Annotated in this window: 17 protein-coding genes; 3 read left to right on the forward strand and 14 right to left on the reverse strand. The window is 57.1% G+C overall.

What is annotated here, in order from left to right; translation table 11 throughout:
- Window positions 1-29: 29 nt before the first annotated feature.
- Entirely contained in the window at window positions 30-1,604 is a 1,575-nt protein-coding gene (locus IEV54_RS11660; RefSeq protein ID WP_150276813.1) for a DNA recombination protein RmuC, read from the reverse strand.
- Window positions 1,605-1,868: 264 nt separating this feature from the next.
- On the opposite strand from IEV54_RS11660, the gene IEV54_RS11665 reads away from it, so the two are divergent.
- Both IEV54_RS11665 and IEV54_RS11670 read left to right on the forward strand, forming a co-directional pair.
- Window positions 1,869-3,683, forward strand: coding sequence for a DUF1302 domain-containing protein (locus IEV54_RS11665; protein WP_150276811.1), 1,815 nt, complete (start codon window positions 1,869-1,871; stop codon window positions 3,681-3,683).
- A 17-nt stretch (window positions 3,684-3,700) separates the two neighbouring features.
- Window positions 3,701-5,074 carry a DUF1329 domain-containing protein gene (locus tag IEV54_RS11670; RefSeq protein ID WP_150276809.1) on the forward strand — a complete coding sequence of 458 codons (1,374 nt, stop codon included), beginning with the start codon at window positions 3,701-3,703 and terminating at the stop codon, window positions 5,072-5,074.
- Between the two features lie 99 nt (window positions 5,075-5,173).
- Here IEV54_RS11670 and IEV54_RS11675 read toward each other — a convergent pair whose 3' ends face one another.
- The 8 genes from IEV54_RS11675 to IEV54_RS11710 all read right to left on the reverse strand — a co-directional run bounded on the left by IEV54_RS11675 (window position 5,174) and on the right by IEV54_RS11710 (window position 16,581).
- Entirely contained in the window at window positions 5,174-7,903 is a 2,730-nt protein-coding gene (locus IEV54_RS11675; protein ID WP_188434446.1) for a LuxR C-terminal-related transcriptional regulator, read from the reverse strand.
- Between the two features lie 173 nt (window positions 7,904-8,076).
- On the reverse strand, window positions 8,077-10,203 hold the full coding sequence (locus IEV54_RS11680) for a PQQ-dependent dehydrogenase, methanol/ethanol family (RefSeq protein ID WP_150276807.1): 2,127 nt from the start codon (window positions 10,201-10,203) through the stop codon (window positions 8,077-8,079).
- Between the two features lie 30 nt (window positions 10,204-10,233).
- On the reverse strand, window positions 10,234-11,022 hold the full coding sequence (locus tag IEV54_RS11685; protein ID WP_150276806.1) for an alpha/beta fold hydrolase: 789 nt from the start codon (window positions 11,020-11,022) through the stop codon (window positions 10,234-10,236).
- Window positions 11,023-11,253: 231 nt separating this feature from the next.
- Complete coding sequence (locus IEV54_RS11690; RefSeq protein ID WP_150276805.1) at window positions 11,254-11,958, reverse strand: TSCPD domain-containing protein; 705 nt, start codon at window positions 11,956-11,958, stop codon at window positions 11,254-11,256.
- Window positions 11,959-12,034: 76 nt separating this feature from the next.
- On the reverse strand, window positions 12,035-14,188 hold the full coding sequence (locus IEV54_RS11695) for an adenosylcobalamin-dependent ribonucleoside-diphosphate reductase (protein WP_150276804.1): 2,154 nt from the start codon (window positions 14,186-14,188) through the stop codon (window positions 12,035-12,037).
- Window positions 14,189-14,436: 248 nt separating this feature from the next.
- The gene (locus IEV54_RS11700; protein ID WP_150276803.1) at window positions 14,437-15,021 is read right to left on the reverse strand and encodes a DUF1285 domain-containing protein; all 585 of its coding nucleotides are present in this window, start codon (window positions 15,019-15,021) and stop codon (window positions 14,437-14,439) included.
- A gap of 14 nt (window positions 15,022-15,035) precedes the next feature.
- Window positions 15,036-15,641, reverse strand: coding sequence for a DUF4823 domain-containing protein (locus IEV54_RS11705; RefSeq protein WP_150276802.1), 606 nt, complete (start codon window positions 15,639-15,641; stop codon window positions 15,036-15,038).
- A gap of 43 nt (window positions 15,642-15,684) precedes the next feature.
- Complete coding sequence (locus IEV54_RS11710; RefSeq protein ID WP_150276801.1) at window positions 15,685-16,581, reverse strand: radical SAM protein; 897 nt, start codon at window positions 16,579-16,581, stop codon at window positions 15,685-15,687.
- Window positions 16,582-16,754: 173 nt separating this feature from the next.
- Here IEV54_RS11710 and IEV54_RS11715 point away from each other — a divergent pair, with 173 nt between their 5' ends.
- Complete coding sequence (locus IEV54_RS11715; RefSeq protein WP_150276800.1) at window positions 16,755-18,419, forward strand: carboxylesterase/lipase family protein; 1,665 nt, start codon at window positions 16,755-16,757, stop codon at window positions 18,417-18,419.
- Window positions 18,420-18,465: 46 nt separating this feature from the next.
- On the opposite strand, the gene IEV54_RS11720 is transcribed toward IEV54_RS11715, so the two are convergent.
- The 5 genes from IEV54_RS11720 to IEV54_RS11740 all read right to left on the reverse strand — a co-directional run bounded on the left by IEV54_RS11720 (window position 18,466) and on the right by IEV54_RS11740 (window position 23,146).
- Complete coding sequence (locus IEV54_RS11720; RefSeq protein ID WP_150276799.1) at window positions 18,466-19,110, reverse strand: TetR/AcrR family transcriptional regulator; 645 nt, start codon at window positions 19,108-19,110, stop codon at window positions 18,466-18,468.
- Between the two features lie 84 nt (window positions 19,111-19,194).
- Window positions 19,195-20,046 carry an ABC transporter permease gene (locus IEV54_RS11725; RefSeq protein ID WP_150276798.1) on the reverse strand — a complete coding sequence of 284 codons (852 nt, stop codon included), beginning with the start codon at window positions 20,044-20,046 and terminating at the stop codon, window positions 19,195-19,197.
- Window positions 20,043-20,918 carry an ABC transporter permease gene (locus IEV54_RS11730; RefSeq protein WP_150276797.1) on the reverse strand — a complete coding sequence of 292 codons (876 nt, stop codon included), beginning with the start codon at window positions 20,916-20,918 and terminating at the stop codon, window positions 20,043-20,045. Before IEV54_RS11730 ends, IEV54_RS11725 begins: the two co-directional genes overlap by 4 nt.
- Entirely contained in the window at window positions 20,915-22,018 is a 1,104-nt protein-coding gene (locus IEV54_RS11735; protein WP_150276796.1) for an ABC transporter ATP-binding protein, read from the reverse strand. The genes IEV54_RS11730 and IEV54_RS11735 overlap by 4 nt, the downstream gene beginning before the upstream one ends.
- A gap of 66 nt (window positions 22,019-22,084) precedes the next feature.
- Window positions 22,085-23,146 carry an extracellular solute-binding protein gene (locus IEV54_RS11740; RefSeq protein ID WP_150276795.1) on the reverse strand — a complete coding sequence of 354 codons (1,062 nt, stop codon included), beginning with the start codon at window positions 23,144-23,146 and terminating at the stop codon, window positions 22,085-22,087.
- Window positions 23,147-23,246: the final 100 nt, after the last annotated feature.

Consider the following 23,246-nt stretch of genomic DNA (forward strand, 5'->3'; position numbering starts at 1 on the left):
GGGTTTGGCCAGGGCGAATCGAGTTCTGATCAGTTGATGTCGCCCGGAACGTCATGACCCAGTTCAAGATCTGCCCGATCGCGCCAGGTTTCGCCCAGCTCCGCCTTGACCGATACACCCAGATCCTTGAAGTCATTGACCTGTTTCACAAGGTTGCCACGCCCACCAACCAACTGATCACAGGCCTTCTGATAGGCATCAGACGCCTTTTCCAGACTCTTGCCGATGCCATCCATGCTCCCCAGAAAGGTGCGCAGCTTGTCGTGCACCTTGGCAGCCCGCTCGGCGAGCTCTGCGGTGTGGCGATTCTGATCCTCGAAGCGCCACAACTGGCGAACGATATTGAGACTGGTCAGCAAGGTAGTGGGCGTGGCGACCAGCACGTTCTGCTCGATGGCTTTCTGAAACAGAGTCTCATCAGCCCTGAGCGCCTCGACAAAGGCAGATTCGATCGGAATGAACATGAAAACCATCTCCGGCGCGTTCAAGCCGGGCAAATCAAAGTAGTTGCGATCAGACAGCTCACGAATGCGCTGGCCGATGGCCTGCACGTGCTCGGCCAGGGCGATGCGGCGCTCGCTATCGTCCTCGCTGTTGATATATCGCGTGTAGGCGTTGAGTGACACCTTCGCGTCGATGATCAGATGCTTTTCCTGGGGCAGGTAGACCAGCACATCCGGACGCTGACGCTGGCCTTCGCTGTTGGTCATGCTCACTTCGCGCTTGAAATCCTTGCCTGCCACCAGCCCTGAACGTTCCAGCACGTTCTCCAGGATCAGCTCGCCCCAGTTGCCCTGGGTTTTCTTCTGTCCACGCAAAGCCGTGCTCAGATCATGGGCTTCCTGGGTAATCTGCCGGTTGAGCTCCTTGAGGTGGTTGAGCTCACTGGCCAGGGTCGCCTGTTGCTGCGTGTCCTTGTGGTGTATGTCCTCGACCTTGAGGCGAAATTGGTCGATCTGCTCACGGAAGGGTTTGAGCAGGTTATCCAGGGACTGCTGGCTCTGTTGCGAGAATGCCTGCCCCTTGGCTTCGAATATCCGGCTGGCGAGCTGTTCGAACTCCAGTTTGAGCTGGTCGCGACTGTCCTTGAGCAACTGCTGTTGCTCGGTAAAATGCTGCTGACGGTGTTCGAGGGTATTCTGCAAGGTGGAATGCTCAATCCCCAGAGCCTCATGGCTGGCCTGCAATTCCTGCAGTCGAGCGTTGAACGCATCACGCTCCTGTTTAACCGATTCCAACTGGCGGCTCTGCTCCTCGCCAAGCGTCTGGGCTTTTTCAGCCCGCACCTGCCAGTCATGGGCCTGCCGCTCCAGCTCACTTTGTCGCGTTTGGCCCTGCCGGTGTTGTTCGCGCAGGGATTCGACATTTTCGTGCAGATGTTCGAGACGTACCTGGAGTCCCGCGCGTTCACTGTGCTGTTGATGCGCTTCAAGCTGCAGTTGCTGGCAGAGCTCGCGCTGTTGCTCGGTTTGGCGCCGAGCCTCTTCGAGCTCGCGTTGCAGGCCTGCCTGGCGGCGCACCTGTAGCCATGCCGTCAACGCCCAGCCCAGCAACAGCACTGCACTGACAATAGCCAACTGAATCTGCGCGTCGGTTAGGGGCATTGATATTTCTCCTTGTCTGATGGCGCGCATTATCCCGGTTTACTCACTGCTTTGTAACCTTTGCACCAGAGCCCAACACGACTGTCGCTGAATCCGGGGGAGCCTTCCCCCCCATTAGGGGGGTACATCACGACCATACAGGCGACTAGTGTCGTAAGGAGTGCGGTGGCCTGCATGGCGGGCCATCAGGAAGGCTGAACATAAAGCCAGCATGCACTTGCCAAGGGTTCCCAATAACAACAAGCGCCCGGCGCGAGGAATACCATGACTAGAACAACAAAAACGCAAAGCTTCAATGTCTTGCTCAAGCCATTGACCGTGGCTGTAGCAATAGCCCTTTCCCTACCCGCCCATGCAGCCCGATTTGATCTCGGCGAAATACAGGGCCAGTTCGATTCACAGATGTCGGTAGGCACCAGCATTGGCACCAGCGACATCGACGACGATCTGATCTGGGTCAACAACGGAGGCAAAGCCAACGCCGCCAACTCCGATGATGGCCGCCTGAACTTCAAGAAAGGCGAACCCTTCTCGACCATTTTCAAAGCCACCCATGACCTCTCATTGCAATACGAGAATACCGGCGTGTTTGTGCGGGGCAAATACTGGTATGACTTCGAAACCAAGGACGGCAGTCGCGAACTCTATGATGTCAATGATAGCGGACGTCGCCAGGCAGCCAAGTCATCCGGCGGCCAGATTCTGGATGCTTTCATCTATCACAACTACAACATCGGTAACCTGCCAGGCTCCGTTCGCGTAGGCAAGCAGGTGGTCAGTTGGGGTGAAAGTACCTTCATTCAGAACAGCGTAAACAGTATCAACCCGATTGACGTAGCGGCATTCCGCCGCCCGGGCGCCGAGATCAAGGAAGGCCTGATTCCGGTCAACATGCTTTTTGTTTCCCAGAGTCTGACCGACAACCTGGGTATGGAAGCCTTCTACCAGCTCGAATGGGATCCCACCGTACTGGACAACTGTGGCACCTTCTTCTCGTTTACCGACTCGGTGGCCAAGGGTTGCGGTCAGGTAGGTATTGGCGGCTCTCAAGCAGCAGCAAACTCACCGCTGAACCCCTTCGCTTACGTACCGCGAACCAAAAATCGGGAAGCAAGTGATAGCGGTCAGTTTGGTGTTGCCTTCCGTTTGTACGTAGACAGTCTCAACCAGACCGAATTCGGCCTGTTCGCGATGAACTATCACAGCCGTAATCCGGTATTCAGTACTACCGCTGGCACGGGCGCTGCTAATCCGGGCGGCTTCGGTTTCAACAATGATACCAATGCTTGGGAGATCCCGGTCGACGCCGCTTATTACATCGAGTACCCAGAGGATATCCGGCTTTATGGGGTCAGCTTCCAGACTAACCTGGGCGGCATGTCAGTATCGGGTGAAGTCAGCTATCGCCCTAATCAGCCACTGCAGATCAGCACGAACGATCTGGTAGGTGCTGCACTTGGCGCGGCTGGCAATCCGGTTTCTCCAGTCAACTCCCAGGGTGTGGGCGGATCCGTATTCGGCGTACCGGCAGCCCCGGGCACTGACCTGCCGGGCTACAAGCGTATGCCCGTCACCCAGGCACAAGTCACCGTTATCAACTTCATTGACAACGTCTGGGGCGCTGACCGTCTGACCATGGTGGGTGAAGTGGGTTACAACCACATCGGGGGTATCAAGAGCAGCCCCACCGAGCTGCGTTTTGGCCGTGATTCGCTCTACGGCTCCGGCGAACTGCCGATACCCGGTCTGTGTGAAACAGCGCTCAACGCCTCCCAACCCAAATACTGCAACGACGAAGGTTTCTACACGCAGCATTCCTGGGGCCTGCGCACCGTGGCATCACTCGAGTACCGTGGCTTTGCAGGTGTTCAACTGACACCCAACGTCGCCTTTGCCTGGGACGTGGAGGGCTATGGCCCGAACTTCAACGAAGGATCAAAGGCCGCCAGCATCGGCCTGAATGCCCTGTATAACAACAAATACAACGCCAGCATCAATTACACGAACTTCTTCGATGGCGATTACAACGCCATGGTCGATCGTGACTTTATTGCGCTGAGCGTTGGTGCGAACTTCTGACCTGGATGGAGAACAATATGAAAGTAATCAAGAACCTGGGTCGCCAAACCTTTGCCGTGCTTGCTTTGAGCAGCCTGGCAATGGCGGTATCGGCGGCAGTATCGGTTGAAGAGGCAGCGACACTGCAAACAACGCTCACGCCCATGGGCGCCGAGCGCGCGGGTAACGCCGAGGGCACTATTCCAGAATGGACTGGCGGCCTGCCAACCGATGCAGCATCCGTAAGCGAGAACGGCTTTTTCTCGGACCCCTTTGCTGATGATCAGAAGCTGTTCACCGTCACGGCAGACAACGTAGAGCAATATGCTGACCAGATCAGCCCCGGCCAGTTGGCCATGTTTGCCCGCTATCCCGAGACCTATCGCATGCACGTTTATCCGTCGCGGCGCAGTAACACCGTGCCGGATGAAGTGTTCGCAGCAGTGGCGCGCAACGCAGTCAATACCGTGACAGTGGAAGGTGGCAACGGCCTGGAGAATTTTGACACCGCCTACCCTTTCCCGATCCCCAAAACGGGTGTCGAGGCGGTATGGAACCATATTACCCGCTACCGCGGTGGCAGCTTCAGCCGCACCATCGCACAGGCCACGCCGCAGGCGAACGGCTCCAATACCATGGTGGTATTCAAGGATGAATTTACCTTTGCAACGGCACTGACTGATTACAACGCACAAACCAACCCTAATCTGATGTTCTATTTTACCCAGCGCGTTCTCTCGCCTTCGCGTCTGGCCGGTGACGTATTACTGGTGCACGAGTTTATCAACCAGGTCAAGGAACCGCGTCTGGCATGGATCTATAACGCCGGCCAGCGTCGCGTGCGCCGGGCTCCCCAGGTGGCCTATGACGGTCCAGCCTTCGGCTCAGACGGCACCAGAACCTCCGACAATTACGACTTCTACAATGGCGCGCCAGATCGCTACAACTGGAAGCTCATTGGCAAGCGCGAGATGCTGATTCCGTACAACAACTACAAGATCGCTTCGCCGGATATCAAGTACGACCAGATTATCCAGGCCGGCCATATCAATCAGGACCTTGTGCGCTACGAAAAGCACCGCGTATGGGAGGTCGAGGCCACTCTGCGAGAAGGCCAGCGCCATGTTTACGCCAAACGTCACTTTTTCATCAACGAGGATAACTGGCAAGTGGCGGCTCTGGATCACTACGACGGTCGTGGCGGCCTCTGGCGTGTAGCAGAAGCTATCGCCTTGCAGCGTTACGACGAAAAGATCCCCAGCTATGCAGTCGAAACCCTGTATGACCTTCAGAACGGCCGCTATGTGGCACTGGGCATGACCAACGAAGAGCGTGAGAACTACGACACCAACTTCGAGGCATCGTCCGCCGATTACACCCCCAACGCCCTGCGCGCCTCGGGTATCCGCTAGAAAAAAACCGCCGCTCCGGTCATGCCGGGCGGCGGTTTATTTACCCGAAAAGTACAACGCCTCTTCTGCACAGGCTCCCTGCCCGTCCTGCAAATCCCCTCAACCAGTCTGCAGCATCACTGCTGCCTGAGCACGGTTATCTACCTTGAGTTTGGCAAAGATACTTTTCATATGGGATTTGATGGTTTCTGGTGTTACGTTCAGGTCACGTGCGATCTGTTTGTTCGATTTGCCCTCGGCCACCAAGTGCATTACCTGGCGCTCTTTCACAGTCAACTCAAGCAGAGCTGCATTGCACACGGTTACCGCTCCCTCATCGGGCAGATTCTCGCTGAACCACCCCTGAGCGCCGGTCCACCATTCATCCGACACCTTGCCCTCCAAAGCACCACATAGATCCGCTACGGGTAAATCCTGCAGCACACTGATAGCCCCGGTCTCACGCACGACGCCAAGTACTTTGCCAAGCAGATTTTCGCCGCGCTCTCTTTCACCCTGTATGCAACACAACACACCTGTCGCCAGGGCAACTTCTGCATACATAATCTGCAACTGCCTCTGTTCAAGCTCGGCAAGTAAAGCAGCGCTACTTGCCAAAAGGCCAGCTTTCGACTCCAGCCCATTGACGGCCAGCCAGAGCGCACCCAGATGTGCGTACACCTGGCGATCCAGACTCACGTCTTCGCCCTGTTCGGCAGCCAGTTCCACCAGATAGTGGCTGCACGCAATAGCCTCGCGGTGCTTGCCATCGCGCAGGTTCAACCAGGTCCGCTCCAGCAGTACCCTGGCGCGTAATCGCGTCCATTTGCGCTGTGTTGCCAATACATCGAGCTGCTCGAGGGTCCGCCGGGCACGGGTCGCGAATCCTCTCCGCCACTGCAGGCGCGCACTGGTGCAATAGGCCGCGGCCATGCAGTCGAGGAATCCACCCATGGCGATAAAATCCATGCACTGGGCCAGATAAGACTCGGCCAACTGGCTGTCCCCGCGCAGGTAGGCCAGTTGCGCCAACAAGGCCTGAGGTAACGCCACAAGAGCCGGATTGGGTCGATTGAGGCTGAGATCAAAGGTCTGGTCGATCCGCGCCAGCAGAATGTGAAGACATTCGGTTGCAGGACCTATACGGCCCTGGGCAGACTCCGCCAGGGCATGAATCGATTGCCGATAGCAATCATGGAACAGCAGGTTCGGTGTCGGACTGTTGTCCAGCAGACTTGGCGGTAGCGTGTAAAACGCATCCCAGCGGCTGGCGTGGTAATGGCTGCAACTCATCAGATTGAGCAGTACGTTCGTCACCCAGGGACGAAGCGGCACGGCTTCGAAACAGCTGACTGCAAGCGCTCCGGAGCGTTCATTGTGATCTGCCAGACCCAGCAACATGGCATTGAGGGCCTGCATTTCCCAATACAGAGGACGCTTCTCGAGCGTACTTTCAGGACCCGTCCGGCTTTGCACTTCCGCTAGCAATGTCTGCGCAGCATCCACTTCAAGGGCGAGCCCCATGGCCCATGCCCGCGCCATTTTCAGTTGGATTGGGGCGTCGAACTCCTGAAGCTTCCAGCGCTTCTCAAGCATGACCAGAGTGGTGAAATCTCCCTGTTCAAGCAATTCCATTGCGCACTGGTTTATCCACTCCCGCACCGCTTCTGTATGGCCACTTTCAAGCCCTAGACGAATCGCGTCCAGCCAATACTCGTGCAGTGCAAACCAGCTTGCCGCGCGCAGTAGCAGGTCACGGGCAGCCAACTCATCCTGCTCGATGCACTCTTTCTTCAGGTAGCTGCGAAACAACGGGTGCAGGCTGAACCAGTTTTCACTCTCGTCCAGAGCGCTGATAAACAGTTGGCGTTGTTGCAACAGGGTCAACATTTGGCGCGCCCGAGGCGCTCCGAACAACTCGGTAAGCAGACCAACACTGAACTTGTCGAGCAATCCCAGTTGATACAAATGCTCGCGACTGGAGGCTTCCAGAGACTGCATCAGCTCATCAAAGAGAATACAGATGCTGCGCGTGGCCAGTCGCGGCCGACCACCAGGATTGATCTGTGGCGTCAGCAGGAAAGCACGCAAGGAAGCAATCCAGCCATCCGAACCCTGCTGAATCGCGCTTAGTTCGCCAGCCTGTTCCAGCTCCACACCGGCCTTCTTCAGGAGGTCGCGGGTCTCATCCAGAATGAACCGCAGGTGATGGCCATCCACCTCGAGCAGGTCATCGGCATACAGGTGTTCCAACAAGGCGTTGGGCAGTTCGCGGCGCCCAATGAGCACTACGTGCAGCAGATCGGGAGCCCGCTGCAGAAAGAAACGCAATGCACCGACCAGAACGCTGTCGCTGATACGATGAAAATCGTCGATAAAAAGCACCACGGGCCGGCCGTAGCCTGTCAGCTCATTAATCAGCAGGCTGGCCAGGGTTTCCATGGTGAAAAAGGTCAGCTCGGCACGCAGGCTCAGACAGGCCCGCCCAACCTCAGGCGCAGCTTGATTCAGAGCCGCAGCCAGGTAGAAAAGCACACGCTGGACTGACTCATCCTCCTCGTCCAGTGACAACCAGGCAACAGTATGACCCTGGGAGCCAAGCCGATCTGCCCAGATAGTCGCCAGGGTTGTCTTGCCGAATCCGGGAGGCGCCTTGAGCAAGGAAAGACGTCTTTCGGCTACCTGAGCCGCCATATCCTCGAGACGCGACCGGGGCAGAATACCTCGCCCCAGGCGTGGCGGTATGAGCTTGGTGGAGAGCAGCAGGGGTACGTCGTTGCCTGGCTTTGTGGATTCATTCCCCACGTCGCCGGCGGCTATAGGAATTATGGCACCGCCTTTCATATTCATAAGGTCAGTCATCCTGGTTCACACGGGCCGGGTTTTACCGGCCTCTTGTTATTGGCTGAACTACAGCGCCTGGCATCGATACAGGCCTGTTTTCAGCATAACAGTGAACAGGCCCGAGAAAAGCGCAAGCGCTTTAAACGAGCCTATCATAAGGATTACTGATATTAGAGTAATTACTCGGCAGCAGTGGATCCCTCCCCAGTCGACTCGGCTGACACCTGCATCGCCTGCATGTAGGTCTCGTACTCCCGATGCAGGACATACAGCCGAATGTTATCCACCTGCTCAGGCGTCAGGCTGGTGGCGAAGCTGGGCATACCCTGGGACTGCAGCAGGCCTTCCAGAAGGATGGCCTGGTAGGCGGCGCGCACTGGCTCGGCCGAATGGCGCAGGTCCGGCAGCACGCCACCGCCAATTACACCCGCACCGTGACAGACCGCGCAATATTGCGCATACAACAGCTTGCCTGCCTCAACATCAGCCTTCGCTGCTATGACCGGTTCCGGCACACGCTCTGATGCTGGCGGTTCGGCCAACGCCGGCAATGTGGCCTGGCCCCCGACCTTGAATACCAGCATGCGACTGACATTACGTACGCCGGTGGCTACCGCCGCATCACCGCCAAACAAGGCAGCGGCCCCACCCCAACCGGCCATCAATGCAATATATTGATCATCGCCGTGCTTGAAGGTCATCGGTGCGGCGATGATGCCGGTCTGCGCGTCAAAGTCCCAGAGTTGCTCACCCTCGTCCGCGGTATAGGCAACCAGCTTGCCGGCCGCAGTGCCCTGAAACACCAGATTCCCCGCCGTGGTCAAGGTACCACCATTCCAGTGATTATCATGCTCTACGCGCCAGGCCGCCTCCTGCTTCACCGGGTCCCAGGCCACCAGTGCGCCGGAAGTATACTCTCGGGGCAGTTCAGTGATTTCCGAGGATCCCGCACCGGTATTGAATGCCTCACGCTTGACGAAACCCTTGCCCTCGTTACTGTAGGTGCCCGGTACTTCCTGGTAGGGAATGTAGACCAGACCGGTCTGGGGGTTGAAGGACATCGGATGCCAGTTATGCGCGCCGAAGGGGCTTGGCCACATGACTATCATTTCTTCCTCGTAGCGCGCACCGGGTGTTTCCACTGGACGTCCAGTGGCCATGTCGATGCGTTCGGCCCAGGTCACCTTGCCGAATTTTTCTGCCGACAGGAGTTCACCCGTAGCGCGATCAAGCACATAGAAAAAGCCATTCTTGGGCGCCTGCATCAATACCTGACGCTCCTTGCCGTCGATCTCCAGGTTGGCCAGGGTGATCTGCTGGGTCGCAGTAAAATCCCAGGTATCGCCGGGGTTGACCTGGTAGTGCCAGACCAGTTTTCCGGTATCCGGTCGTACAGCCAGAATGGATGATAGAAACAGGTTATCTCCACCGCCTGGGCTGCGAATTTCACGGTTCCAGGGCGAGCCATTGCCAGTGCCGACATACAGCAGGTCAAGCTCCGGATCGTAAGCCATACTGTCCCAGGCGGTACCGCCGCCGCCCAGTGACCAGTCGGTATCCTTGCTCCAGGTTTTGGCCGCTTCCAGCAACTCAGGGTGCTCTACCGGCTTGGAGGGATCAGCAGGCACAGTATAGAAGCGCCAGCGCATCTCGCCTGTCTGGGCGTCATAGGCAGAAAAATAGCCGCGCACGCCGAACTCGGCACCGCCATTGCCGATCATGATCATGCCCTTGACCACGCGGGGCGCAGCAGTGATGGTGTAGGGCTGGCTGTTATCGGTCGTTTGCTGGCTCCAGACCTCGTTACCGGTCTTGGCGTCCAGGGCGATCAACCGTCCATCCAGCGTACCCACGTAGACCTTGCCTTCATGCAGAGCCACTCCGCGGTTTACCGCATCACAGCATGCATGCCTGCCCTTGGCCTTGTTCACTTTTGGATCGAAACTCCAGAGAATCTCCCCGGATACGGCGTCAACCGCCATCACCCGGCTCCACGACAGTGAGGTGTAGAGCACGCCGTCGCTGTAAAGCGGTGTTGCTTCAAGCCCGCGGTTGTTATCCAGATCTATAGACCATGCCAGGCCCAGCTTGCCGACTGTCTGTTCATTCAGATCGGTCAAAGGACTGTGGCGCTGGCCGGCCAGCGTGCGGTCGTAGCTCAACCACTCTCCGCTTGCCATTGCGGGCATGTGGGCCACGGCGCCAGCGGGCTCATCCGCGTAACTGACGGACCAGCCAAGCATTCCGGCTGCAAGGGCTGTAGCAACGCCGACCAGGCACGTATTGCGCTTTATTATTCTTGTCATTGCATTCTCTCTCTAGGTGATTGGGTCTGTTCAGGCTTCGGCAAAGTCACCAATACGCTGAGCAACTGCCTCTGGCGCCTCAAGCGCTACCGAATGCCCGGCACCGGGAATCACGTACATGTCACCGTGTCCGCTGGTATCCACAATTTGCTGGGAAAGTTCTATTGAATAGGCGTGATCCTGCTCACCAGCCAGCACCAGCAGAGGCACCTCCAGCAAGGCAATCTCTGGCAGAACACTCTGGCGATGGATAACACCCCGGGCGGCTGCACCGATGCCAGTATCCAGATCAAGCATCTTGCTGCGCCAATGGGCTAACAGCGGCTCGCGGGCTGGGTCCGAAAAAATGTCGTCGCCAAACATGATATGCATCAGGGTATCGATATGGTCAGCTGGTCCATTACGCGCCAGATCCTCGACCAAGGGCTCGAAGGCAGCCAGCTTGTGCTCCAGATCCGCGCTGCTGCCCATCACGATGCACCCGGCCACCAGATGCGGATACCGCGCAGCCAGGCGCAAGGCGACAAAGCCGCCCATGGAGTTGCCTGCGACTTGGCACGGACCAAAATCCAGGGCCGCGATCAACGCAGCTGCATCGCGGGTCAGATTGTCCATGTCCAGCGCGCCCTTACGGCCACTGGCGCCCTGGCCCCGGTGGTCGTAGGCAACAATCTCAAAGCGATCCTTGAGCAGCTCGATCAGAGGCTCGAACATGCTCAGATCAAAGAACAGTGAATGGCTGAGAAGCAGTCGCGGACCGCCCGCAACGCCGGTTCGCAGATAGTGAATAGTCGTATCGTTGATCTGGATACTGGGCATGGATCGCCTCCTGCTGAAGCCACCGTCGGATCACGGGGCACTGTCGATCCTAGGCGCGCAGAAGGCGTAACTTCACCCCCCTGTTGGGGGAGAAGTTCGAATACCTGTAGCCGGCATGCATCTGAATATTTCTGAAAACAGCTGAATCAGATAGCAAAAAGCCCCTGGAAAGGGGCTTTAGACTAGTCTCGATCAGGTTATGCCAATGATCGGGTCAGGACACGAAAGGGCTCAACCGCACTTGCTATCACCACAATTGAGGCAGGTCAGACAGCCATCCATTTGCACTGCCGCCTGTGTGTGGCACTTGCCGCACATCTGTGCGCCAGGCGGGTAGGACTCGGTGCTGTCGTCACAATCGGAAGCAGCCTGGCCCTGGGGCTTGAGGCTGACAAACTCGGCCCGCTTCTGTTCGAGGTAAGCACGCTGATGCTCGTCCATCTCGTTGGTCATCATGCCGATGCGCGTCAGGTGCTGCTCGAGCACATCACCGATCTCGGCGACCAGCGAGGGCATCCAGCGACCCCCGCGCTTCATGTAACCACCCTTGGGGTCGAACACACTACGCAGCTCTTCCACCAGGAAGGTGCAATCACCACCCTTGCGAAAAACGGCAGAGATAATCAGCGTGAGGGCTGAAATCCACTGGTAGTGCTCCATGTTCTTGGAGTTGATGAAAATCTCGAAGGGTCGGCGAATTTCATGATCGCTGCCGTGGTTGAGAATAACATCATTAATGGTGACGTAGATCGCGTGCTCGGACGTCGGCGTCTTGATCTTATAGGTCGAGCCTTCCAGAAACTCGGGACGCTTGAGCTTCTCGTGCATCTCTTCCAGTTGCTCGTCAGGCGCCGCGATCACCTCCAGTGGGGCAACTGGCTCATCGGGTTTGACTACCGCGTAGTCGACAATCTTGCTGCTTATCTTCAATGCCATTTCCTGATCCTCACCCGGCTCTGGCCGGGCTCTTTACTGTTCGTTAGCGGGGAGCCGCGCACGGGGCTCCGATGTGTCAGAACTTACCGTAATAGCCTTCTTTCAAGGCGTCGTAGAGGTTCGCTGCGCTGTGCATCTCGCCGTCATACTCGATCTCGTCACCGCCCTTGGCCTCAACAAAACTGCCGTCTTCTAGCTTGAAGCGGTAAGTGGTGTTAGCCAGATCCTGCTCCTTGACCAGAACGCCCTGGAAGGCTTCGGGGTTGAAGCGGAAAGTGGTGCAGCCCTTGAGGCCCTTCTCGAACGCGTAGCGGTAGATATCCTTGAAATCTTCATAGGGATAATCGGTCGGTACGTTGGCCGTCTTGGAGATGGACGAGTCCACCCACTTCTGCGCTGCGGCCTGCACATCCACGTGCTCGGTCGGCTTGACGTCGTCAGCGGCGATAAAATAGTCGGGCAGGTTGCGGGTACCCGCCTCCATGCTCGGCAATGCATCGGCATTGACGAAGTGACGGTAAGCCAGCAACTCGAAGCTGAACACGTCGACCTTTTCCTTGGACTTCTTGTTTGCGCGAATCACGTTACGGAAGTAGTGGTGGGCGAAGCTTGGCTCGATTCCATTGGACGCGTTATTGGCCAGCGACAGGGAAATCGTGCCCGTGGGCGCAATCGAGCTGTGGTGGGTAAAACGTGCGCCCTTCTCGCTCAAGGCGGCAACCAGCTCCGCATCTTCACCGGCAATCTGCTGCATGTAACGGCTGTATTTCGCCCAAAGAATCTTGCCCTTGAGACTGTCACCGGCCTTGATGCCGTCGGCGCGCATTTCCGGACGCTTGACCAGCATGGCTTCAGTCACGGTGAACTCTTCATCCATGATCGGGGCTGCGCCCTTTTCTTCACTCAGCTGCAGCGCTGTGCGCCAGCCCTGCACCGCCATCTCCTTGGAGACCTGCTCGGTAAAGTCCAGCGACTTGGGCTCGCCATATTTCATGCACAACATGGTCATGGTTGAACCCAGGCCCAGAAAGCCCATGCCGTGACGGCGCTTGCGGAAAATCTCCGCACGTTGCTCTTCCAGAGGCAGGCCGTTGATCTCGACCACGTTGTCGAGCATGCGGGTAAAGACATCTACCACTTTGCGGTATTCATCCCAGTCAAAGCGGGCCTTCTCGGTGAAGGGATCGCGCACAAACAGGGTCAGGTTGATCGAACCCAGCAGGCAGGCGCCATGGGGCGGCAGAGGCTGCTCACCACAGGGGTTGGTAGCGCGGATCTCTTCACAGAACCAGTTGTTGTTCATCTGATTGACGCGGTCGATCAGGATGAAGCCGGGCTCGGCGAAGTCGTAGGTCGAGGTCATGATCATGTCCCAGATCCGACGCGCCTTCAGCACCTTGGACACCCGACAGGCCACACGACCATCTTCGCGGGTCAGGTAACGCTGGGTGGCGGGTAGCTCACGCCAGATCACCTGATCATCATTGGCCAGATCCAGACCATCCGCATCGACCTCAGACTGGGTCAGCGGAAAGGACAGTTTCCAATCGGCATCGTCGGCCACTGCCTGCATGAAATCTTCAGTAATCAACAGCGACAGATTGAACTGACGCAGCCGACCACCTTCACGCTTGGCGCGGATAAAGTCCATGACATCAGGATGGCCAACATCGAAGGTCGCCATCTGGGCACCGCGGCGGCCACCGGCGGAGGAAACGGTGAAGCACATCTTGTCGTAGATATCCATGAACGACAGAGGGCCGGAGGTGTACGCACCGGCGCCGGAGACGTATGCGCCCTTGGGCCGCAGTGTGGAAAACTCGTAACCGATACCGCAACCCGCCTTGAGCGTCAGGCCTGCCTCGTGCAGCTTGGACAGGATGTCGTCCATGGAGTCGCCGATAGTAGCCGATACCGTGCAGTTAATTGTCGAGGTAGCGGGCTTGTGCTCCAGAGCGCCAGCATTGGACGTGATACGGCCGGCGGGTATCGCGCCATGACGCAACGCCCAGAGGAACTGCTCGTACCAGTGCTCACGTACAGAGGGCTCTTCCACATCGGCAATAGCCCGGGCAACGCGCTGATAGGTCTCGTCGACGGTCGAATCGATCGCTACCCCATCCTTGGTTTTCAACCGGTACTTGGTATCCCAGATATCCTCGGAGGCTGGCTGCATCGGGATGTCGGTGACCGTGTTGTGCAGGCGCTGCACCTTGGCTGTCTGGTTCATTATTATCTCCTGAAATACTCGGCTACACCCCGTAAAACCACGTTGTCAACGCCCAATGGCGCCTGGGAGTTTACGGGGAAGAAACACTACTTGTTGTGCATAGCGAGCAATCCTAGACCCAGATATGGTAAATATCAATATCTGGCAGACCACAAAAAAGTACTTTTTCCGCTTGACTTGAAGAGAGCCAGAAAGGACGTGGCCGGGGAGCGCCGACCAGACCGGCCGGCGAGGATTTCGGGGAAATATCAGGCGCGGTTGCCGTCTATCGGAAAGAAGCATCCGTTGCTCCAGACGCCCAGACAAAGTGTGCCCTGGTGCTCGCGCTCAACGGCCAGCTCGACCAGTTGATAGAAAACATTGCGTCCGATCAGTGCCTCCAGATTGCGCCGCACCAGCACGTAGGGTGAGGGCTCCTGAGTGCCTGCATCGAGCTCGACGCGAATCGGATTGTCACTTCCTACTTCGACTGTATCTTCAAGGTTGGTAGTGAATGTCAGCTTCTGACTCTCGCCCTCACCTTCCACGTTGAGCAGGGTGGCCACAAATGGCGCGTCATCGACCTGAATAGCCCAGCGCTCGACGGGCGTCACCAGATAATAACGGCCATCGTCGTCAAGACGCAGAATGCTGGCAAATAACTGCACCAAAGCCTTGCGACTGATTGGATCACCCTCGTGGTACCAGGTGCCATCGCGGGTAATCTGCAGATCCATTTCGCCACTGACCGGCGGATCCCACTGATCAACCGGAGCCGGTTGCGGGCGACGGGTCGAATTGGCGCCGGGGATGCTGTCGAGCAGCGACTGGTGCGGTGGTGGTCGTCGGGTCATGGTGTTACCTCTATTCAACGGCCGAGCAATTGCCGGGTGTAGTCTTCCAGCGGCGGACGCAGCAGATCCGTTGGCTCGGACTGGTAAAATTGCAGGAAACCGCCGCGCGTAGCGACAACGGCATGATCGATCATCCGGCGCGTAGCCGTTTCCATCAGAATCAGATGCAGGGTGGCGCGATCAACACCAACATCACCCAGGCGACGGGAATCTTCCCAGTGTTCACGGTCTCCGACCTGATCTTCGGCACTGGCAAAGCGGGTGTACAGAAGATAGTCCATGCCATGGACGTATGCCTGATCCAGGGCCTCTTCCAATCCCAATGGTGTCTCCGCACGACGCATCAGGGGAAACACCTGTACTGCCGCGGCAAAGGTTTCCTCGGCGACAACATTCGGACGTGCATAGGGATGGCCCACCGGGACGAAATGCCCCTGGGCAATAAACAGACTGGAGTCGGATTGCAGGCTCCAGTTGGCCTGTCGGGTGATGGTGTAATTATCCATCAACCCTGCGTCACCCAAATGGTAACGCGCGGTTTTCTGCATGTCGGACGGCTTGACGCAGCCGGTCAGTGCCAACAGGGCGGTGAGTAAAATGGCTATTGCTGTCCAGCGCATCCTGATTTCCTCGGCATGTTACCTGGTGGCTCAATGGAGCCTATTACAGACCGCGCATCCACTCCGGTCGCAAACGCGCCCGCTCGGGCCGCTCGATGGCGTTCTTCACCTGCTCCAGTATTCGCTCCTTGTCCGCCCCCAGCGTGCCCTTGAGCACCAGAGCGTTGGAAGCATGGTCACTGCGAAAGACGCTGTCGCGCAAGTCGAGCTCCTGGATAAACTGTTGCAATTCAAGAAACAGACTCTGCTGGTCCAGGGGTTCGAAATCGGGAAAGCGATCACGATAGCGTTCCATCCCCTGAGGAAAACTGACCACTAGCGTCGAAACAAATTCAGGCTGAGTTGCATTCATCAGTCTGGCAGAGTTGCGCGCGTGCTGCTCGCTCAAGCTCTTTCCGCCCAGACCATTGAGAATCATCACCGAACGCAGGATGCCAGCCTCCCCAGCCTTGGTCAGTGCCTGCTCGGTGGACTCGTAGGTTTCCCCCTTGTTGACGCGCTCAAGCACCTGATCATCTCCTGATTCGGCGCCCACATAGAGCATGGCCAATCCGGCCTCACGCAGCTCTCTGAGTTCCTCGACCGATTTACGCTTGAGATTGCGCGGCAGGCAGTAGGAAGTCACACGCTCCACCGTCGGCATGTGCTCACGTATAGCTTCAAGAATGGTCAACAGCCGGCGCGTGGGAAGCACCATGGCATCCCCGTCTGCCAGGAAGACGCGCTGAACAATCAACTGTTCGCCGCTGCGCCGTATCTCTTCAAGCACCTGTTTCTCATCCCGCGCACGGAATTTCTTCTGCTCATCTGTGTACATTTCACAAAATGTGCACTGATTCCAGGAGCAGCCATTGGTAACCGGCAGGATCAGCGAATGGGCTTCACTGGGGGGACGGAAGACGGGTTCTATGTAACTGACGGGGAACGACTGGGCAGACATGACTTCTCCGTTGGAGGGGGGGGGTGACGAGTCGACCCTGCAGTCTACTACGAAAAACCTCAAGGTAGGATCACCCGTATACGTTTCGCGCCTGCGGTGTGATTGATTTATCGTTTTAACTCGACTCGAGCCATATTTCGAATTAGAACAAACCAATCTGAGTGGATAAAACAATGAATCGATCCAGCCTCCCTTTTGCCGGCTTTTGCCGGACAGGGCTCGCCGCCGCCGTTTTCGCCGTAACCCTTACCGGCTGCCTCTCTGGAGGTGGCGGTGGTAGTGAAGCAGTGGCTACCCCCGACCCCCTAACTGTCACTACTACCGAGGGGGCTATCAAGGGCGTCACACTCGAGGGTGTGGAAGGTATCCGCGTATTCCGCGGCATACCCTATGCTGAACCGCCGGTTGGTGAACTACGATTTGCGCCAACAGTGCCAGCGGAGGACCGGTCGGAAACACTGCAGTTGAGCGACGCCTTCGGTAGCAGCTGTGTTCAGATCGATCTCGCTGTCAGAGCGCCGGCCGGAAATGAAGATTGTCTCTATCTCAATGTGTATGCGCCCGAGTCCGGCGAGAATCTTCCTGTAATGGTATGGCTTCATGGCGGGGCTTTCGTATTCGGCAATGGCGGTGGTGAATATGATCCAACTCGACTGGTGAAAGAAGACGTTATCGTCGTTACCCTGAACTACCGTCTTGGTTTGCTGGGCTTTCTCGCTCACCCCAACCTGGAGTCAGACGGAGGCAACTTCGGCTTGATGGACCAGCAACAGGCGCTGCGCTGGGTGAAGGAAAACGCTGCTGCCTTTGGCGGCGATTCGAACAATGTCACTATCTTTGGTGAATCCGCTGGCGGTCATAGCGTGATGAGCCATATCGCTTCACCACGAGCCAAAGAGGAAAATCTGTTCCAGCGCGCAATAGTACAAAGCGGTTCCTACGCCGCCTTCCAACAAAGCAAGGTTGACGCGCAAGCGACTGGCGAAACCGCTGCCACCGCGCTGGGCTGTGCCGATGGGGCAACGGCTGCAACCTGTCTGCGCGCTCTGCCGGCAATGAGTTTCCTGGCTGTGCAGGGCTCCCAGGTCATTCCCAACTCCGATCCAACTACCGACCTGCTGCCTGTGAGCATACAAACTGCGCTGGCCACCGGTTCATTCAATCAGGATCTGGACATCATGATCGGCAGCAACCAGGATGAAGGCACCCTGTTCGTCGCTCTGGATGAACTCACAGGCGACCCGCTTGATGTCCTGGGCGAGGCCGAATACCGCACACGCGTCGCTGATCTTTTTGAAGATTCAGGCCTGGATGCCGATGCCATCGCCACCTACTATCTGAATGAGTACCCCACCGGGGCAAATCGACTATCGCTGGCACTGTCGGCGATCTGGACCGACTCCAACTTCGCCTGCAACAGCTATGCACAGGCCAGCACGTTCGCGAACAGCAACATGAATACCTACCAGTACTGGTTCCGCGACGAAAATGCGCCCTGGACTTTGGTACCTGCGGCGAGCTTCCCACTGGGGGCAACACACGCCGGCGAGATTCCCTATGTTCTATACCCGGAGCAGGTGATGCGCGATCGTTATACGGGCGATAAAGACGAACTGGATGCACTGGCCAGCGACATGGTGGGCTACTGGGCCCAATTCGCCAAGGATGGCAACCCCAACAGCACCGACGGTGTAGCCCCCAACTGGGCGCAAGTATCCGCCGGTCAAATCAATACCCTGGACGTGTCGAGCCCTGGCAGTGGTTCGAACCTCAACTTCCTCGGATATCATCGCTGCGGTTATTGGGCAACCCCACCCCTGGCGGCGGCACCTCGTTAACCTGACCTTTCAATCTCCCACAGCAGCCCGGCTATTCGCCGGGCTGCTATGTTTCGGCCGACTCCAGCTCCTTCTTGCGCTTGGACTTGTTGCCCATGCGCACGCCTATATCCATCAGAAACTGCATATATCCTTCCTTGTCCTCGATCACATCCTGCCAGAACGGTGAGTGATACATCGCCATGGCGCCGTGCACCAGAGCCCAGGCCGCGCAGTAATGGAAGTAGGCTGGCACATTCTCCAGTTTGCCATCATCAATACGTTCCTGAATAACCCCGGTCAGATGGTTGAAGTTGGAGGCGCGGATCTTGTGCAACTCTTCAACAAGTTCAGGTAACTGATTGGATTTGACCAGTTTTTCTTCCAGACGATCAAACAGACGATAGCGTTCCGGATCGCTCATGCGGAAGGCGAAATAGTCGCGAGAAAGGGCTTCGCGGTCTCGCTCGATGCTTTCGGAATGCAGGAGACTGGCAAGATCGCGTTCATAGTCGAGCATCAGACGCAGATAGATTTCAGCCTTGGATTTGAAGTGCTTGTAGATGGTGCCCTTTCCGATACCCACTTCGTCGGCGATCATTTCAACCGTCACACTGTCTTCACCCTGCTCAAGGAACAGGCGCAGGGAGGTATCGAGTATTTCCTGCTCGCGACGCCGAAACTCGCGGACCTTTCGTGATTCTTTCTGCATGACGATTATGCACTTCCCTACCGGCAAAATCGGCATTATGCCAACTTGATGACCAAATTCCCATGATTGCTTGAAAGCTGACTGTCAGGCCCTTTTTTGAACACGAACAGCCACCAGCGCAAGCACCATCGAGCCAAGCATCAGCAACAGAGAGACAGCATTGAGTACCGGCGTAGCGCCCTCGCGAAGGCGACTGAACAACGTGATGGTCAGCGGCGCATCGGAGCCAACCAGCATCAGCGTGGTATTGAAGTTCTCGAACGACATCAGAAAACAGATCAGCGCTGCGCCGATGATTGCCGGCGCCAGAAACGGCAAGGTGACGGTCAGAACGGCAGTCAGATGTGAAGCACCCAGATTACGGGCGGCCTCTTCAAGCTGTATGTCGAAGGTTCGCAACCGCGCTGATATGACCAGAGTGGCGATGGTGCTGAGGAAGGCAAATTGACCCAACACCACCAGCAGCAGCCCGGGCCTAAGCATATCCAGGAAAATATCGTGATTGAAGTCGAAATAGTTGGCGATACGACTGGCAAAAATCAGAATGGATATACCCAGAATCACACCCGGGATAACCAGGGGTAGCAGCATCAGAATGAACAGCAGATTCTTGCCGGGGAAACGGTGGCGCTCAAAAAGAAAGGCATTGAGTGTGGCCAGGCTGACAGCCAGCACCGTGACACAACTGGCGACCAGAGCGCTGGTACCAACACTGCGCAAAATGGCGCGATCATGGAACAACCCTGTGCGCTCAGGGGTATTGGCCACAAACCAATCGAGCGTAAAGCCTTTCCAGGGCAGAGCCGGAAAGCTGCTGTCATTGAAGGCAAACACGCCCACAACGATCAGCGGTGCCGCCAGGTAAATGAAGAACACCAGCACATAGGCCGCATAGATCCAGCGAAATCGTCGGGTTAGCGGTAACGAGGCGATCATCGCATGGTCTCCGCAAAGGATTGCCGGCTCAACCTCAGGCCCAGCCACACAATCAGCGATGACAGCACCAGCAGCAGCACACCGAATGCGGCGCCCTGCTCCCAATTGAATCGGGTAATAAACTGGGTAAAAATCTGCTCGGTGAACCACATACTGTCCTTGCCACCAAGCAGTACCGGCGTGAGATAGTTGCCTACCGAAAGCATGAACACCACGATCGAACCGGAAACAATACCCGGCATAGCGTGGGGGATGACGATGTTGCGCGCAACGCTCAGATGATTGCCGCCCAGATCGTAGGCCGCCTCCACAAGACTGTCATCCAGGCTGTCCAGCGTGGTCACCAGGGGAACCAGCATGAACAGAATCGAGGCGTAGACCAACCCGACCATGATCGCCACATCGTTATAGAGCATCTCCACCGGCCCGGCGGCCAGGCCGCTCCACTGCAGCAAGCCGCTGATCACGCCACTTTCACGCAGCAGGATCATCCATCCATAGGTACGCACCAGTTCGCTGACCCAGAAAGGCACCAGGCATGCCAGAAACAGCAGCGAGCGCCTGCGACCACGCACCAGCTTGGCAATGTACCAGGCCACCGGAAAGGCAATAACCAGCGTCAGGAACGTGGTAAAAATTGAAATAAACGCAGTACGCACGAAGGTACGCCAGTACAGCGACTCGGTGAAAAACAGCTCGTAATGCATCCAGCTGAAACGATGCTCGGCAAAACCGATACGTTCACGCAGGGACACCAGCACCATATCCACATGCGGCAACACAATCAGTAGCAACAGCCACAATAACAACGGCAACATGAGCAGGAATACACCAAGGCCCAATCCGCCATGTGATGCCTTGTTCCCTCTCATGGAGCATCTGCCGCAAAATACTGCGCCTGGCTACTCATCCAGCCCAACTGCAGACGATCGCCCGGTTTCAGCCTGGCAAACTCCGGGGTCTGGGGAAGCCGGACGGTCAGCCCGACGCCCTGCTCCACCGTCGCACTGATACGACTGTTGGCGCCATCGAATAACAGTGTATTGATCTGAGCATTCAGGCAGTTGTCCATCCGGCATGTCTCACCCGGTAAAAACGGGCTGATACCTTCAGGCCGCACAAACAGTGAAACGGCGTCGCCCACACTGATCGGCAGAGCTCCTGCAGCGGTGGCTTGAATAGCCTGACCACTGGCCAGGGTGACCCGACCCGGAGCCGCCACACGTGCCTGAAGCCGGTTTGAGTCGCCAACAAATCCCGCCACAAAAGGGGTGGCCGGCTCGTAATACAAGGTTTGCGGGCTTGCTACCTGCTCGAAGCGGCCCTTATTCATCACGGCCACCTGATCAGACATGACCAGGGCTTCGGACTGGTCGTGGGTGATATAGACAAAGGTGGTGCCAAAGGTCTGCTGCAGCTGCTTGAGCTCCAGTTTCATCTGCTCGCGCAGCTTCAGATCCAGGGCGCCCAGGGGTTCATCCAGCAATAACACCGCCGGCTCCAGCACCAGACAGCGGGCGATGGCAATGCGCTGCTTTTGCCCACCGGAGAGTTGGTCCGGCTTGCGCTGCCCCACGTCGGGCAGCCCGACCCTTTCGAGTACGTCATTCACCCGCCGGGCAATATCTTTCCTGGCAACACCGCGACGTTTCAGCCCGTAGGCTATGTTGTCCGCGACGCTCATCATCGGAAACAGAGCCAGATGCTGGAACACCATATTCAGAGATCGCTTGTTGGGCGGTACTCCCCGCATGGACTGGCCCTTGATGCGGATGTCCCCGTGATCGGGTTCGACAAAGCCTGCAAGCATGCGCAGCAGCGTTGTTTTACCGCAGCCCGAGGGTCCCAGAATGGAGAAAAAGGAACCGGCCGGAATACTCAGGGAGATATTATCTACCGCCGCCTGGCCGGCAAACGCCTTGTACAGCTGGTGGCACTCAAGGTCCAGGGGGGTATCGGGTGTGAAAGGCATGGCATTTCCGTTGCAAAGGATCCTGATCGCCCGGCATTGCGCCGGACGAAAAGACCGGAATCAATGTCAGTTCGCGGCGCTAACGCGATCGAGAATACGCCCTTCAATGGTTTCCAGGCCCGGCGGAACCGGTGGATACCACTTGATATTCTCCAGTGCCGCTTCGTCGAAGCTGCTCTCGAAACTGTTTTTCAGCTTTGCATCGACAAAGGCTTCAGCGCCCCGGGATGCGGTGAAATTACCCGCCGACTGGGTAATCATTGCCGCAATTTCGGGCTGCATAACAAAGTTGATCCACTTGTAGGCCGCTTCATCATTGGCCCCACGACGCGGCAATGCAAAGGTATCGATCCAACCCAGCGCACCGCTGGCAGGCGCCACAAAGCTGATTTCCGGATTCTCGGCCTGGAGCTTCCAGCCGCCTGCATCCCAGCCCTTGGCCGCAACCACTTCGCCTGATGCAACCAGGTTGATCAGTTCGTCACCCCCGGTCCAGTAGGTTTTCACGTTGGGTTTGCAGGCAATCAGCTTTTCCTGCACACGCGTCATCATTGCCTCATAGGCTACGGGATCGTCGTAGGCCGCGAAGGGGTCCTCGCCCATGGAGAACGCCATACCGATCAGCATTGGCCGACGCAAGCGGTAGGAGACCCGGCCTGCCAATTCCGGCTTGCACAGGTCTGCGAAGCTGTTCACCTGACCCCGTACACTGTCGTGCACAATCAGGCCCGTTGTGCCCCACACATGGGGGACCGCATAGATGTCACCATCCAGTTCGGTGTTGGCCTTGGTGGCTGCCAGCATGGAGGGGATAAATAGGGAGGAGTCTATTTTGCTGGTGTCCATCGGCTTGTAGATCCGATATTCCTGCTGGGCACTGGTGATCCGATCCTGACTGGGCTGCGCCAGATCAAAACCCGAGCCGCCGGTGGCACGCAGTTTGGAAATCATGTCCTCGTTGTTGGACAGGGTTACCTGCACATCAATGCCGGTTTGCTCTTCGAATTGGCTGATCACTTCCTCGGGGGCATAACCGCCCCAGGTGAGCAAACGCAGCTCTTCAGCAATGGCGGAAAACGGCATGGCAAGGGTGATTACGGCAGGTACGAGCATCTGTTTCAAACGCATGATGTACTTCCTTTTATCGTCGTTGGTTCCCGGAAACTAAGTCATGACCGTGACAGTATAGTTACAGCAAAAAAAACTGCCCGACCGCGAGCTAACAACA

The sequence above is a fragment of the Halopseudomonas salina genome (assembly GCF_014637955.1).
Taxonomy (GTDB): Bacteria; Pseudomonadota; Gammaproteobacteria; order Pseudomonadales; family Pseudomonadaceae; genus Halopseudomonas; species Halopseudomonas salina.